This window comes from Pelagibius sp. (genome assembly GCF_028289705.1).
Classification (GTDB): domain Bacteria; phylum Pseudomonadota; class Alphaproteobacteria; order Kiloniellales; family Kiloniellaceae; genus Pelagibius.
This window is the reverse complement of the sequence record NZ_JANQOI010000017.1, coordinates 1-15,227: the sequence shown is the minus strand read 5'-3', so window position 1 is coordinate 15,227 and position 15,227 is coordinate 1. Positions and strand designations below refer to the sequence as shown.

The window sequence follows — 15,227 nt, the reverse complement described above, 5'->3', positions numbered from 1 at the left end:
GGCGGTCATGACGGCACGCTTCGCCATCGGCGCCAAAGTCTCGGTGCGCGCGGCCTATCCGCCGGGCCATGTGCGCACGCCGTTTTTCGTGCGCGGCAAGACCGGCGTGGTGACCGAGATTATGGGCGCCTACCGCAACCCTGAGGCCCTGGCCTATGGGCGTGACGGGGAGCCGGCCCTGCCGCTCTACCGCGTGCAGTTCCAGACGGCAGAGCTCTGGGACGACTATGGCGGCGGCGCGGCGGACAGCACCGTCGTCGACATCTACGAAAACTGGCTCGACCCGGCGGAGGCCTGAGACCATGGCGCACGATCATTCCCATCCCCACCCGCACCAGCCGGACCTGGAGGAAACGCCGCTCACCCACTATCAGGCGATGACCGAGGCGGTGGGCCAGCTCCTCATCGAAAAGGGCATCATCACCGGGGAGGAACTGCGCGCCACCCTGGAGTCCATCGATTCCAAGAGCCCGGCCGGCGGCGCCCGGGTGGTGGCCCGCGCCTGGGTCGACCCGGACTTCAAGGCGCGCCTGCTGGTGGACGTGAACAAGGCGGCGGAGGAACTTGGCATCGACGCCGGCATCATTCCCATCCGCGCGGTGGAGAACACCGCCGGGGTGCACAACGTCATCGTCTGCACCCTCTGCTCCTGCTATCCGCGCAACCTCATCGGTCTGCCGCCGGACTGGTACAAGGCGCGCAGCTACCGCAGCCGCGCAGTGCGCGAACCCCGCGCCGTGCTGGCCGAATTCGGCACCGCGATCCCCGACGATGTCGAGCTGCGGGTGCACGATTCGACCGCCGACCTGCGCTACATGGTGCTCCCCGCCCGGCCCGCCGGCAGCGAGGGCCTGGACGAAGCGGCCCTGGCCGAGCTGGTCACCCGCGACTGCATGATCGGCGTCACCCTGCCGAAATCACCGGGGGCATAGCGGACCCCATGCTTCGAGACAGCGCTGCGCGCTTCCTCAGCATGAGGTCGCGTGGGAGGCTCATCCTGAGGAGCCGTCGTCAGACGGCGTCTCGAAGTGTGAGGCGGTGGTGCGACTGTCTCACCGCGCGGGGCGGGTGAGGCGGCGGGTTTCACGCAGCGTGCGGCCGAAGGTCTGGGAGAAGGCGCGGGAGAGGGTCGCCGAGGAGGCGAAGCCGCTGCGCGCCGCGATCTCGGAGACCGGAAGGTCGGTCTCCTCGGCCAGGGAGCGGGCGAGGTTGAGGCGGATCATCTGGTAGTAGCGCCCGGGCGAGAGGCCCAGCTCGCGGTGAAAGAGGCGGTCTAGGCTGCGCGGCGAGACCCCCGCGGCCTCGGCGATCCGCGGGAGGGCCAGCGGTTCCTCGACGCTGGCGCGCATGGCGGTGATGGCCTGTTCGAGCTGCGGTGCTTTCACGAGCGCGCCGCTGCGCGCGCCCCGGCCCCGGCTGTAGTTGCCCTCCACGTCGTAGACGAAGAGGTTGGAGACGTCGTAGGCCAGGGCGTCGCCGGCGGCCTCGCGGATCAATTTCAGCATCAGGGTCATGACCGTGGAGGCGCCGCCGGCGGTGATGCGGTTGCGGTCGATGACGAAACGCTCGCCGCTGACCGCCACCTCCAGGAAGCGTTCCTCGAAGGCCGCCAGGTCCTGCCAGTGGACCGTTGCCCGGTAGCCGGTCAGAAGTCCGGCCTCGGCCAGCAGCCAGGCGCCCATGTCGAGGCCGCCGAGAATTCGGGCCTTGCGCGCCGCCCGGCGGATCGCCCGGAGCACGGTTGGGGTCGCGTGGCGGCGGACGCTGTAGCCGCTGATCACGAAAAGCGCGTCGAAGGCGCCGCCCTCGGCCAGCGCGCTGTCGGGACGCAGCTCCAGCCCGCTGGAACTGACCGCCGGGGCACCGTCGATGGTGGCCAGGTGCCAGGAGAACGGCGGCGCCTCGGCCGAGAGATCGCGGGCCGCCCGTAAGGGCTCCACGGCACTGGCGAGCACCATGTTGGAGAAGCCGTCGAACAGCAGCATACGCAGCCGCAAGGCAGGGTTTGGCGACATTCGCAAAATATAAGGCAGATTAGGCAAATCATCGATGCACTATCGCCGCTAGGCTTCTGCGAAGGAACGAAGTGGGCCCGGCCGCCGCTAATGGCGTGCCGGCTTTGGGAGGTGGGGCGATGCCGCTGAACATCAACAAAGAGGTCTTCATCACCTGCGCCGTCACGGGCTCCGGCCAGACCCAGGACCGCAGTCCCCATGTGCCGCGCAGCCCCAAAGAGATCGCCGAGAGCGCCATTGCCGCCGCCCAGGCCGGGGCGGCCATCGTCCATTGCCACGTGCGCAACCCCGAGACCGGCGCGCCGGCGCGCGATCCGGCCCTCTACCGCGAGGTCACCGAGCGCATTCGCGACGCCAAGACCGACGTGGTGCTGAACCTCACCGCCGGCATGGGCGGGGACATGGTCTTCGGCGGGACCGAGGCGCCGCTTCCCCTGGGCCTGGGCACCGACATGGCCGGCGCCGCCGAGCGCATGGCCCATGTCGCCGACAGCCTGCCGGAGATCTGCACCCTCGACTGCGGCACCATGAACTTCGCCGAGGCCGACTACGTGATGACCAACACCCCGGGCATGCTGCGCGCAATGGGGCGGATGATGACGGAACTCGGCGTGCGCCCGGAGATTGAGGCCTTCGACACCGGGCACCTCTGGTTCGCCAAGCAACTCGTGGAGGAGGGGGTGCTTGAGGGCCCGGCCCTGGTGCAGCTCTGCATGGGTGTGCCCTGGGGGGCGCCCGACGACCTCAACACCCTGATGGCCATGGTCAACAACGTGCCCCGGGACTGGACCTGGTCGGCCTTCAGCCTGGGCCGGCACCAGATGCCCTATGTCGCCGCCGCCGTTCTGGCGGGCGGCAACGTGCGTGTCGGCCTGGAGGACAATCTCTTCCTCGAGAAGGGTGTGCTGGCGACCAACGCGCAACTGGTCGAGCGCGCCGTCACCATCATCGAGAACCTGGGGGTGCGGGTGCTGACCCCCGAGGAGGTGCGCCAGCGCCTGGGCCTGGTGAAGCGGGCGCCGCGATGAAAGCGGCCGTCGTCGGCGGCGGGGTGATCGGCGGCGGCTGGGCCGCCCGTTTCCTGCTGAACGGCTGGGAGGTCGCGGTCTTCGACCCCGACCCCGAGGCCGAGCGCAAGATCGGGGCGGTGCTGGCCAACGCCCGGCGCAGCCTGCCGGCGCTCTACGACCGCGCCCTGCCGGCGGAAGGGACGCTGCGGTTCTGCGCGTCCCTCGCCGAAGCCGTCGACAGTGCGGACTGGGTGCAGGAAAGCGTGCCGGAGCGCATCGAGCTGAAGCACCGCACGCTGGCGGAGATTCAGGCGGCCGTGCCGGAGCACGCTGTCATCGGCTCCTCCACCTCCGGCTTCACGCCCTCGCAGCTTCAGGACGGCGCGACGAGGCCCGCGCAGCTCCTGGTCTGCCATCCCTTCAACCCGGTCTATCTGCTGCCCCTGGTGGAGGTCGTTCCCTCGCCGGCCAACGGTGAGGATATTCGCGCGCGATGCAGCGACCTGCTGGCGGGGATCGGCATGAAGCCGCTGGTCGTGCGCAAGGAGATTGACGCCCACATCGCCGACCGGCTGCTGGAGGCGGTCTGGCGGGAGGCGCTCTGGCTGGTGCGCGACGGCATCGCCACCACCGAGGAGATCGACGACGCGATCCGCTTCGGCTTCGGTCTGCGCTGGGCGCAGATGGGCCTCTTCGAGACCTACCGCATGGCCGGCGGCGAGGCCGGCATGCGCCACTTCATCGGCCAGTTCGGCCCGGCCCTGAAGTGGCCCTGGACCAAGCTCACCGACGTGCCGGAGCTGACTGACGAACTGGTCGACCGCATCGCCGCACAGTCGGACGCGCAGTCCGGCCGCCATTCGATCCGCGAACTGGAGGCCATCCGCGACGACAACCTGGTGGCTATCCTGCGCGCCCTGAAAACCAACGCCTGGGGCGCCGGGGAAACCCTGTCGCGGCATGAGGCATCGCTGGCGGCGCCCCATGGCGCAAACGGATCGACCCTGACCGTCGACAGGCAGGTGCCCCAGAGCTGGACCGACTACAACGGCCACATGAACGAAGCCCACTATCTGGAGGTCTTCGCCCAGGCCAGCGACCGTTTCATGGAACTGATCGGCGCGGACGCGGACTACATCGCGGGCGGCCACAGCTACTTCACCGTGGAAACCCACCTGCGCCATCTGGGCGAGGTGATGGCAGGCGAGCGCATCAAGGTCGCCACCCAGGTCGTCGCCGGCGACGGCAAGAAGTTGCATCTCTTTCATCAACTGACCGGGGAAAACGGGGAGCCGGCGGCGACCGGCGAGCATCTGTTGCTCCATGTCGATCTTGAAACCCGGAGATCTTCGCCTCCCGGTAGAAGAATCTCAGAGTCCCTGTTGCACTACCTCGGCGAACACTCCAGGCTTCCCAAGTCTGAAGGTATCGGTCGATTCGTGGGGCAACGACCGTAAGACAAGCGCTCGTCCGCAGAGGCGATGCGGCAATGGCTTCAGCGGAAGCCCAAGAACACAATAGCTGGGAGGAAAAGCATGTCATCGACGAACCCGAATTCCCATCTGGTTGCGAAGTCCGGTTTCTTTACCGGCCTGCATCCCGGCATGGGGTTGGCCGCAAAAGGCATGGTCGCGGCTTTTGTCATCTTCACCGTTTTGAACGTGGAGTTCGCCGGCAGTGTCTACAGCGCGGTCCGCGGGTGGATCGAAAGCGGGCTGAGCTGGTACTACATCACCACGCTGACGGTGCTGTTTTTCATTTGCGTATTCTTGATGTTCTCCAAGTGGGGCAGCGTCCGCCTCGGCGATGACGACAGCCGGCCGGAGTTCAGCAACTTTTCCTGGTTCGCCATGCTCTTCTCCGCCGGGGTTGGCATCGGCATTCTGTTCTTCGGGGTCGCCGAGCCGATCTTCTATTTCGACAACTCCGGCGCCTTCGGCTATCCCAACAACCCCCACGCCGATCTCAGCGGCCATACCGCGATGACCGTCCAGCGTGGCGTCGATGCCATGCGGGTCACCTACTTCCACTGGGGCTTCCACGGCTGGGCGGTTTACGTGATCGTCGGCCTCTGTCTTGCTTACTTCGGCTTTCGCAAGAAGCTGCCGCTCACCTTCCGCTCTTCGCTCTATCCGCTGATCGGCGAGCGCATTTACGGGCCCGTCGGCCATGCCGTGGACCTGCTCGCGGTGTTCGGCACGGTGTTCGGTGTCGCCACCTCGCTGGGCCTCGGCGTCAACCAGATGGCCACCGGCCTGAACGTGCTCTTCGGCATCGATCCGGGGCTCACGACCCAATTGGTCCTGATCCTGGTGATCTCCATCATCGCGACGGTCTCCGCGGTCTCCGGCGTGGGCAACGGCATCCGGATCATCTCCGAATGGAACATCTGGCTGTCGGTGGTCCTCCTCGGCGCCTTCGTGATCTTCGGCCCCTTCAAGTGGCTGATGAGCTTCTTCGTCACCTCCATCGGCGACTACCTCTGGAACGTGGTGCCCATGGGCTTCTGGACCGCCAACGAGCCGGGCAACGCGGCCTGGCAGGGCGGCTGGACCATCTTCTACTGGGGCTGGTGGATCTCCTGGGCGCCCTTCGTCGGCATGTTCATCGCCCGCATCTCGCGCGGCCGCACAATCCGCGAGTTCATGGTCGGCGTCATGTTCGTACCCACCACCATCGCCTTCTTCTGGCTCTGCATGTTCGGCGGCAACGCCATCTGGCAGGAACTCTCCGCTGCCGGCGGCCCGGCCGCGGCCGGCGGTGCCGGGATCATCGAGACGGTGCGGGCCTGGAACCTGCCCAACGCGCTCTACGGCACCATCGCCAACCTCGGTACGACCTCCTGGGCCGGCGATCTCAGTTGGCTGACCTGGCCGCTGTCGGCGCTGGCGACCTTCCTGCTGGCGTCCTGGTTCATCACCTCCTCGGACTCGGGCACCCTGGTGATCACCACCATGCTGTCCATGGGCGACGACAACCCGCCGAAGGTCTTCCGCATCATCTGGGGCATGGGCGAGGGCTTCGTGGCGGCGGTGCTGCTGCTGGCCGGCGGCCTGGGGGCACTGCAGACCGCCTCCATCGCGGCGGCCTTCCCGATTTCCTTCGTGCTGCTGGCGATGACCTGGGGACTCTTGAAGTCCCTGTCGGAGGATCCCTCGGCGGTTCCGGCCGGGGAACAGAAGATCGCACCCGACGGCACCCGGATCAGTCAGGAGCTGCACGCCTGACGAGACCGAAGCGCTGCGGACCCCGCCGGGGTCCGCAGCGGCCGTAATTTCCTTGCAAGGCGGCTGCGGCCTTTTGGGGCTGTGGCCGCTTCGCACCTCCTTCGCGTTACCCCATTCGTCACACTGCCGTCGTCCAGCAGGGGCTGCTAAGGTCGGCTCAGTAGGGCGCCGCGCAGCAAGAGGGGAAAGCCATGGCCACGAACGTCTACTTCGCGACCAACCGCCTGGTCGAAAAGGAAGGCAAGAACCCGCAGATCGGCGACGACTTCCACCCCAACCTGGACGAGCTGCGGTTCGGCAAGGTGGCCTTCACCGGCAAGGATCTCTTCAAGAAGGACCTCGACGCTTTTGCCGATGGCGCCAAGATTGCCCTGGCGCCGGAGCAGTTGGACAAGGACGACGCCGACAAATCGAAGCTGGGCAGCAAGGCAATCTTCGAGGAGGTGCGCCAGGAGATGCTGAAAAAGGGCGATGCCCTGATCTTCGTGCACGGCTATGACCACACCTTCCGCGAAGCCGCCGGGCGGGCGGCGCAGCTACAGCAGTGGCTGGCGGCCGGCGGCAAGGACGTGGTGATGCTGCTCTATACCTGGCCCTCGGCGGGGGCCGGGGTGTCGCGGCGCACCTACGCCGACGACCGCAGGCGGGCCGAGACCTCGGGGCTGGCGCTGGGCCGGGCGATCCTCAAGGCCAGCGATTTCATCCGCAACACCACCCGGGCGGAGCGCTGTGACGGGCGCATTCATCTGCTCTGCCATTCCATGGGCAACTGGGCGCTACGCGGTGCGGTGCAGGGCATGCGCACCTTTGTCGGCAACAACATCCCGCCGCTGTTCGACGAGGTGGTGCTGGCCGCCGCCGACGAGGACGACGACACCCTGCGCCTGGGTCACAAGGTGGCGCCGCTCCTGCGGGGCTGCCGGCGGCTGACGGTCTACTACAACCATCAGGACCTGGCGTTGAAGGCCAGCGACGTGGTGATGGGCAATCCCGACCGCCTGGGCCGCAGCGGCCCGGACGAGGCCGAGGGGCTGTCGAAGAAGGTTTCGGTGGTCAACGTCGCGCCGCAGATCAACTGGGTGGCCAAGGGCGCCACCGCCTGGACCGGCGATTCCACCGGCCACCAGTACTTCCGCAACAACCAGCGGGTCCGCAAGGACCTGGTCGATGTCCTGCGCGGTAAGCTCGATGAGGACTTTGCCGCCGACAAGGAACGCCGCAAGAACGACTTCGGCGACTACTGGCGGCTGGTGTAGCGCCCACGTCCCAGAATGCCTCTAATTTAGACTCCCCTGATAGTTGTTGCGTCGATACAATCGCGCGGTTACGAAAGCCGTCTGTAGACAGACGTTTTCGTAGCGAAGATCGACGCTGCCGGCTCCGCGGATAGGTAGGGAAAGCGGAGGGGTCCCGGCAGGGGCGATCGCAGAGCATTCGGCGTCCAAGGGATGTGGCGGTGATGGCCGGGATGACCGGTTCCATCGCCGGACGCCATAGGGGAATGCCGGCAGTGCCCGCAGGTAGGCGGGATGCCGGAGGTGAGGGGCGTTTGCAAGAATGCTGAAGGACTGCCTTGGGGCAGCGAACCGCGCCGGATTGCGGTGGCGGGGACCTGTGGAGTTGACGCGCTTCGCAGCGGCCCACGGCTGTGGGCGCGTGAGCCTGCTCTCCGTTGCAAGGGAGGCAGGCCGGTGAGGCTCTGGCCCCGGACCAGGCTGCAGATCGGGTGGGGCGACCTGGCCGCCGGCGCCCTGGCCTGTCTGGGCGGCGGCCGGCGGGAGGACCTGACCCGGCGCGCCGAGGCCTACTGGCCGGGCGGGGAAACCCTCGCCTGTTTCTCGGTGCGCAGCGGCTTGGACCTGCTGCTGCAGGCCCTGGATCTCCAGCCCGAGGATGAAGTCATCTTCTCGGCCCTGAACGTCAAGGGCATGATCAATATCGTGCGGCGGGGTGGGCTGGTCCCGGTGCCGCTGGACCTCGATGTCGCGACCGTCACGCCGTCGGTCGACGCGTTGAAAGCGGCGATCTCGCCGAAGTCGAAGGTTCTGGTGGTTGCCCATCTCTTCGGTTGCCGCCTGACGCTCGACGCGTTGATCGACGCGGCCCACGAAGCCGGCCTCATCGTCGTGGAGGACTGCGCCCAGGCCTTCAACGGCCGCGCCTATCCTGGGCACCCCAAGGCGGATCTCTGCATGTTCTCCTTCGGGCCGCTGAAGACGGCGACGGCCCTGGGCGGCGCCCTCGTCACGGTGCGCGACCCGGCCTTGCGCGAAAGAATGCGTCAGATCCAGGAAACCTACCCGGTCCAGCCGACCAAGAAACAGGCCAAGCGCATCCTGCAGTTCGCCGGCCTGAAACTGCTGACCACGCCCCTTGTCTTCGGGCTCGTACAACAGTTCTTCGCCCTCTCCGGGCGCGACTACGAAGATGCCGTCGCCGACCGGGTGCGCAATGTCGCGGTGCTCAAGAAGGCGAAGAACCTCCGCATCCGGCCCTCCAACGCTCTGCTGGCGCTGCTCTGCCGGCGGCTTGAGTCGTTCGATAGCGGATTTCTGGCACGGCGCACCGCGAAAGGCCGGCGCCTGACCGAGCTTCTCGGCCGCAGCCTCGTGCTGCCGGGACAGGGCAACGCGCACTTCGACTACTGGGTCTTCCCGGCCCTGGCCGACCATCCTCGGGACTTCATCGCCGAGCTGCGCCGGCACGGCTTCGACGCGGCGAACCTGCCACGCTCCCAGGCCGTGGCCGCGCCGGAGGATCGCCCGCAACTCGAACCCAGGGCCGCCGCCGAGCTGCTGTCGAAGCTGGTCATCCTGCCCTGCTACGAGAGTCTGCCGGACCGCGAGCTTCAGCGCATGGCCAGTGTCGTGGAGGCCGCCTCTCCGCCGTCGTCCGCCCCGGACTGCAGCGGCATGCAGCCGGCCGGGGAAGGGGCCTGAACCATGCAGACGCAACTCGAGAGCTTCCGCGAGAAACGCCGGCGCTACATCAGAAAGCGCGGCAAGCGCCTGATCCGCCGCCTGCGCGGCTTCCTTGCCAGCCAGTCGCTGGTGAGCAATGACCCGGTGCTCGACGCCGGGCAGTTTGCCTTCCTCAAGACCTTCGAAGACAACTGGCAGGACATCCGTGGCGAAATCCTCGAGATCCTGCGGCACAAGGATGCGGTGCCCGCTTTCGAGGAGGTGTCCTCGGACCAGAAGAGGATCGCCAAGGGCCGCCAATGGCGCACCTTCATTCTCTATGGCTTCGGCACCAAGCTGCACCGGAACTGCGCCCATGCGCCGCGGACCACCGCACTGCTGGAGCAGGTGCCCAAGCTGCAGACCGCCTGGTTCTCGATCCTGGAGCCCGGCTACCACATTCTGGCGCACCGGGGCGTGACCAAGGGCATCCTGCGCTGTCATGTCGGCCTGATCGTGCCGGACCGGCGCCAGGACTGTTGGATGCGCGTCAACCAGGAGACCTGCGTCTGGCAGCCGGGCGGGCTGCTGGTCTTCGACGACACCTATGAGCACGAGGTCAGAAACGACACCGATCAGGAGCGCGTGGTCCTGCTGTTCGACTTCGAACGGCCCATGCGCTTCTGGGGCAGGCTGCTCAACCGCACCTTCATCTTCTTCGTGAAGATGACCGCGTATTACCAGGAGCCCAAGAAACGGATGCGGTCCTTCGAGGACCAGTTCGAGGCCGCGACCCGCCGGGCCGACGCCTTCCTGGAAGGCAACGACACCGCCGCAGCGGAAGGCCCTGAGAAGGCGCTGCCGGCGAAGTAGGGCGCGTAGCCCGGGCCCGGTGGCCTATTCAGCGGCAGCGGGTTGCGTCTGGCGGCGCTCAGGATTGCGGAAGGCGGTCAGCAACTCGGCTTCGCAGGCCTTGGCGGTTTTGACGTGGGCTTCCTTCACGTGGCCGTAGCCGCGGATCTTCTCCGGGATCGAGGCCAGGTCCACCGCCACGGCGTGATTGTCCGGCGAGAGCGTGCCGGCAACCTCCTCCAGCAGCGTCTCGTAGTCGCGGATCAGGCTCCGCTCCATCCTGCGCTCGGCGCTGTGGCCGAAGATGTCGAAGACGGTGCCGCGCAGACCCTTGAGCTTGGCCAGCAAACGCAGGGCCGGCAGCATCCAGGCGCCGAACTCCTGCTTCTGCAGTTCGCCGGTATCGGGGTTGCGCCTGGCGACCAGCGGCGGGGCCAGATGGAAGGAGAGCTTGACGTCGCCTTCGAACTGCTCGCGCAGGCTCTGGGCGAACTCGGGCCCGCTGTAGAGCCGCGCCACCTCGTACTCGTCCTTCACCGCCAGAAGCTTGAAGTAGTAGCGCGCCACCGCCTCGGCGAGGCCTGCGAAGCCGGGCGCTTTCTCCGCCTCGGCCTGGCGCAGGCGCTCCACCAGTTTCTTGTAGCGCGCGGCATAGGCGGCGTTCTGATAGCCGGTCAGGAAGTCGGCACGCCGGGCGATGATCTCCTCCAGAGACTGGGAGAGATGGTGGCTCTTGGGCTCGTCCTTGGGTGCCACGGTCCGCTCCACGGCGGCCAGGTCGTGGGCGGCCCGGCGGCCCCAGCGGAAGGCCCGCTTGTTGGACTCCACGCCGACGGCGTTCAACTCAATGGCGCCGTTGATGGCCTCTTCGCTGAGCGGCACCAGCCCTTTCTGCCAGGCGTAGCCCAGCATGAAGAGGTTGGTGGCGATGGAATCGCCCAGGAGGGCCGTGGCGATGCGGGTGGCGTCGATGAAATCGGCCTGGCCGGGGCCGCTGGCCTCGGCGATGAGGCGCTGCAGTTCGCCGCCGGGAAAGGCGAGGTCGGGATTGCGGGTGAACTCCCCGGTCATCACCTGATGGCTGTTGACCACCGACCGGGTTTCCCCGGCGGTGATCTTGGAGAGGGTCTCGAAGCCGCTGGCCACCACCAGATCGCAGCCGAGAATGAGCTTCGCGCCGCCGGCGGAGATGCGCACGGCGTGGATGTCCTCCGGCTGCGGGGCGAGGCGGATGTGGCTGACCACGGCGCCGCCCTTCTGGGCCAGGCCGGCCATGTCCAGCACCGAGCAGCCGCGCCCTTCGAGGTGGGCGGCCATGCCGAGCAGCGCGCCGATGGTGACCACGCCGGTACCGCCGACACCGGTCACGACAATGCCGTAAGCCGAGTCGAGCGCCGGCAGGGCCGGCTCGGGCAGGGCCTCCCAAATGTCGGCATCGGCCTTGGGGCCTTCGGAGAGCGGCTTCATCTTGCGGATCTTGCCGCCGTGCACGGTGACGAAGCTGGGGCAGAAGCCGCTGACGCAGGAGAAGTCCTTGTTGCAGGAGGACTGGTCGATGGCGCGCTTGCGCCCGAACTCGGTTTCCACTGGGACCACGGAAACGCAGTTGGACTTCACCGAGCAGTCGCCGCAGCCCTCGCAGACCAGGTCGTTGATGAAGGCGCGCTTGGGCGGGTCGGGATAGAGGCCGCGCTTGCGCCGCCGGCGCTTCTCCGCCGCGCAGGTCTGGTCGTAGAGCAGGATGGTGACGCCCTCGACCTCGCGCAGCTCCTTCTGGATGGCATCCAGCCGGTCGCGGTGCTCGACGGCGACACCGGGCGCCCAGTTGGTGCCGAGGGGATACTTCTCCGGTTCGTCGCTGACCACCACGATGCGCGCGACGCCTTCGGCGGCAAGCTGGCGGGTGATCATGGCCGGGTCCAGCGGGCCGTCGACGGACTGGCCGCCGGTCATGGCCACGGCGTCGTTGTAGAGGATCTTGTAGGTCATGTTGACGCCGGCGCCGACCGCGGCACGGATCGCCAGGATGCCGGAGTGGAAGTAGGTGCCGTCACCGAGATTGACGAAGACGTGCTTGGTTTTGGAGAAGGGCGCCTGGCCGGTCCAGGCCACGCCCTCGCCGCCCATCTGGGAGAAGGTGGTGGTTTCCCGGTCCATCCACTGCACCATGTAATGGCAGCCGATGCCGGCCAGGGCGCGGCTGCCCTCCGGCACCTTGGTGGAGGAGTTGTGGGGACAGCCGGAGCAGAAGTAAGGCACCCGGGTCATCGGTGCCGCTTCGGCGCCCAGGGCTTCTTCTTTCTCCGCCAGGAAGCGCAGGCGCTGGTCGATGTCCTCGCTGGAATGGAAACGGGCGATACGCTTGGCGATGGCCCGGGCGATACGCGCCGGGGTCAGCTCGCCGATGGACGGCAGGATCCAGTCGCCGTTCTCGTCGAACTTGCCGACGACGCGCGGGCGCACGTCGGCGCGCCAGTTGTAGAGCTGCTCCTTCACCTGGTTTTCGATGATGGCGCGCTTCTCCTCCACCACCAGGATCTCCTCCAGCCCCTCGGCGAAGCGGCGGATGCCCTCGCGTTCCAGCGGCCAGGACATGCCGACCTTGTAGACCGCAAGGCCAATCTCCCGGGCGCGGGCCTCGTCGATGCCCAGGTCGTCGAGCGCCTGGCGTACGTCGAGATAGGCCTTGCCGGCGGTGACGATGCCGAAGCGCGGCTTCTCGGCGCCGAGCATCTGGCGGTCCAGCTTGTTGGCGCGGGCGAAGGCGAGGGCGGCATAGATCTTGTCGCGGTGCAAGCGCTCTTCCTGCTGCAGCGGGGTGTCCGGCCAGCGCACCTGCAGGCCGCCGGACGGCATCTCGAAGTCCTCGGGCAGAGTAATCTGAGTGCGCGCCGGGTCGATGGAGACGCTGGCCGAGGAATCCACGGTCTCGGCAATGGTCTTGAAGCCCACCCAGCAGCCGGAATAGCGGCTCATCGCCCAGCCGTAGAGCCCCATATCCAGGAACTCCTGAACGCCAGCGGGGTTCAACACCGGGATCATCAGATCCATGAAGGTCAGTTCGCACTGATGGGCGGTGGTGGAGGACTTGGCCGTGTGGTCGTCGCCGGCCAGCAGCAGCACGCCGCCGTGGCGCCCGGTGCCGGCCATATTGCCGTGGCGCAGCACATCGCCGGAGCGGTCGACACCCGGTCCCTTGGCGTACCACATGGCAAAGACGCCGTCATAGTTGCTGTCGCCGAAGAGGTCGCCCTGCTGGCTGCCCCAGATCGCCGTGGCGGCGAGGTCTTCGTTCACCCCGGCCTGGAAATGGATGTGGTGCTTCTTCAGGAACTGGCTGGCGCGGGCCATCTGCAGGTCGACGCCGCCCAGGGGCGAACCGCGGTAACCGGTGACGAAGCCGGCGGTGTTGAGGCCGGCGGCCAGATCGCGCTGGCGCTGCATCATCGGCAGGCGCACCAGCGCCTGGGTGCCGGTCAGAAAGACCTGTCCGCGATCGAGGGCGTATTTGTCGTCGAGGGATACCGCCTGCAAAGCCATCCTAGAGGTCCCGCTTGCTGTTACGGCGCTATGAGAGCCTATCGCTCCTTTAGAAAGGTAATGGAGACTGACCTAAATAACAATTTAACGGCGCGGCACGCGGGCAAGAAAGCAAGGAACGAACGAATCTGAAATACGCGAAGATCATATCGCAATGCTCGCATTGCGGCAGGCGAAAGATTTGTCACGAGGGCGAGTCGTCGTGTCAAAAAATGCTGCTTTGCAGCAAGGAATTGAAACCGAACAGCGGCGTTGCTTGATGGATTTTCAAGCTTCGGACTCCAGCATTTGTGACCCGGCCGTGGCTTCGCGCAGCAGCCGGGGGTGCCTATATTGATGGTTACAACCAGATGGCCTAGTGCTTGTGTGAAATCTGGCGCCGGGCCGGACCTTAGGCCGAATGTTCAAGAGAGTGGAGAAAGGAGTCAGCCATGGCGGATCATTGGGACAACCCGATGCAGACCGACGGCTTCGAGTTCATCGAGTTCACCTCGCCGGAGCCCGAGGCCCTGGGCCGCCTGTTCGAAACCATGGGCTTCACCGCCATCGCCAAGCATCGCTCCAAGGCGGTGACGCTCTACCGCCAGGGCGATGTGAACTTCATTCTCAATGCCGAGGGGCAGGGCTTCCCGCAGGCCTTCACCCTGCTGCACGGCCCCTCGGTCTGCGCCATCGCCTTTCGCGTGAAGGACGCCGCGGCGGCCTGCGCGCGCGCGCAGGAACTCGGCGCCTGGGTGGTCGAGTCCACGGCGGGGCCCATGGAACTCAACATCCCGGCCATCAAGGGCATCGGCGACTCGCTGATCTATCTGGTGGACCGCTACGGCGACAACGGCTCCATCTACGACGTCGACTTCAAGCCCCTGGAGGGCGTCGACTATCATCCGCCGGGGGTGGGCCTCACCTACATCGATCACCTGACCCACAACGTCTACCGCGGGCGCATGAAGGAATGGGCGGACTTTTACGAGCGCCTGTTCAATTTCCGGGAGATCCGCTACTTCGATATCGAAGGCAAGTTGACGGGGCTCAAGTCCAAGGCGATGACCAGCCCCTGCGGCAAGATCCGCATTCCCATCAACGAAAGCGCCGACGACAAGTCGCAGATCGCCGAATACCTGGAAGAGTACAAGGGCGAGGGCATCCAGCACATCGCCCTCGGGACCGACGACATCTATGACTCGGTGGAGCGCCTGACGGAAAAGGGCGTCGACTTCCAGTCCGGCGTGCCCGACACCTATTATGAGAAGGTGGACGCCCGCCTGCCGGGCCACGGCGAAGACCTGGAGCGTCTCGCCGCCAACAAGATCCTCATCGACGGCGCGCCCACCGAAGACGGCGGGCGGCTGTTGCAGATCTTCACCAAGAACGTCATCGGCCCGGTCTTTTTCGAACTGATCCAGCGCAAGGGCGACGAGGGCTTCGGCGAGGGCAATTTCCAGGCCCTCTTCGATTCCATCGAGGAGGATCAGATCCGCCGCGGCGTCCTGAAGGCGGAAGCCTAAGGGCCGACCCGAAATGAATGGTTTGATTTGAATGGTTTTCCGGTGCCACCCCTTTCCACATTGTCACCCTCGGGCTTGTCCCACTGGTGTCCGGTTTAATTTAGTGGACGTGGTGCATGGCGTTGATTCTACTGGTCTCCAAGCGTTTGGCGACGTTTTGGACACGAGCAGGGGATCA

Annotated in this window: 11 protein-coding genes; 9 read left to right on the top strand and 2 right to left on the bottom strand. The window is 66.5% G+C overall.

What is annotated here, in order from left to right:
* The first annotated feature begins 7 nt into the window (after nt 1-7).
* Nucleotides 8-298: an SH3-like domain-containing protein gene (locus Q0996_RS01645; RefSeq protein ID WP_299615332.1), complete on the top strand. Its 291-nt coding sequence runs from the start codon at nt 8-10 to the stop codon at nt 296-298.
* Between the two features lie 4 nt (nt 299-302).
* Nucleotides 303-932 carry a nitrile hydratase subunit alpha gene (gene nthA / locus Q0996_RS01640; protein WP_299615330.1) on the top strand — a complete coding sequence of 210 codons (630 nt, stop codon included), beginning with the start codon at nt 303-305 and terminating at the stop codon, nt 930-932.
* A gap of 120 nt (nt 933-1,052) precedes the next feature.
* Here nthA and Q0996_RS01635 read toward each other — a convergent pair whose 3' ends face one another.
* Complete coding sequence (locus tag Q0996_RS01635; RefSeq protein ID WP_299615328.1) at nt 1,053-1,985, bottom strand: GlxA family transcriptional regulator; 933 nt, start codon at nt 1,983-1,985, stop codon at nt 1,053-1,055.
* 149 nt (nt 1,986-2,134) lie between these two features.
* On the opposite strand from Q0996_RS01635, the gene Q0996_RS01630 reads away from it, so the two are divergent.
* The 6 genes from Q0996_RS01630 to Q0996_RS01605 all read left to right on the top strand — a co-directional run bounded on the left by Q0996_RS01630 (nt 2,135) and on the right by Q0996_RS01605 (nt 10,025).
* Complete coding sequence (locus Q0996_RS01630; protein WP_299615326.1) at nt 2,135-3,043, top strand: 3-keto-5-aminohexanoate cleavage protein; 909 nt, start codon at nt 2,135-2,137, stop codon at nt 3,041-3,043.
* Entirely contained in the window at nt 3,040-4,482 is a 1,443-nt protein-coding gene (locus Q0996_RS01625) for a carnitine 3-dehydrogenase (protein ID WP_299615324.1), read from the top strand. The genes Q0996_RS01630 and Q0996_RS01625 overlap by 4 nt, the downstream gene beginning before the upstream one ends.
* Before the next feature lie 78 nt (nt 4,483-4,560).
* A complete protein-coding gene (locus Q0996_RS01620) occupies nt 4,561-6,252 on the top strand; it encodes a BCCT family transporter (protein WP_299615321.1) in 1,692 nt (563 codons plus the stop codon).
* 191 nt (nt 6,253-6,443) lie between these two features.
* Nucleotides 6,444-7,508 (top strand): alpha/beta hydrolase, encoded by a 1,065-nt coding sequence (locus Q0996_RS01615; RefSeq protein ID WP_299615319.1) that lies wholly within the window; start codon nt 6,444-6,446, stop codon nt 7,506-7,508.
* 435 nt (nt 7,509-7,943) lie between these two features.
* Nucleotides 7,944-9,191, top strand: a complete 1,248-nt coding sequence (locus Q0996_RS01610; RefSeq protein ID WP_299615317.1) for a DegT/DnrJ/EryC1/StrS family aminotransferase — start codon at nt 7,944-7,946, stop codon at nt 9,189-9,191.
* A 3-nt stretch (nt 9,192-9,194) separates the two neighbouring features.
* Nucleotides 9,195-10,025 carry an aspartyl/asparaginyl beta-hydroxylase domain-containing protein gene (locus tag Q0996_RS01605; RefSeq protein WP_299615315.1) on the top strand — a complete coding sequence of 277 codons (831 nt, stop codon included), beginning with the start codon at nt 9,195-9,197 and terminating at the stop codon, nt 10,023-10,025.
* Between the two features lie 24 nt (nt 10,026-10,049).
* On the opposite strand, the gene Q0996_RS01600 is transcribed toward Q0996_RS01605, so the two are convergent.
* Entirely contained in the window at nt 10,050-13,586 is a 3,537-nt protein-coding gene (locus tag Q0996_RS01600) for an indolepyruvate ferredoxin oxidoreductase family protein (protein WP_299615584.1), read from the bottom strand.
* Nucleotides 13,587-13,975: 389 nt separating this feature from the next.
* Between Q0996_RS01600 and hppD the strand changes: the two genes are divergently transcribed.
* Nucleotides 13,976-15,049: a 4-hydroxyphenylpyruvate dioxygenase gene (gene hppD / locus Q0996_RS01595; RefSeq protein WP_299615313.1), complete on the top strand. Its 1,074-nt coding sequence runs from the start codon at nt 13,976-13,978 to the stop codon at nt 15,047-15,049.
* The last annotated feature ends 178 nt before the right edge of the window (nt 15,050-15,227 follow it).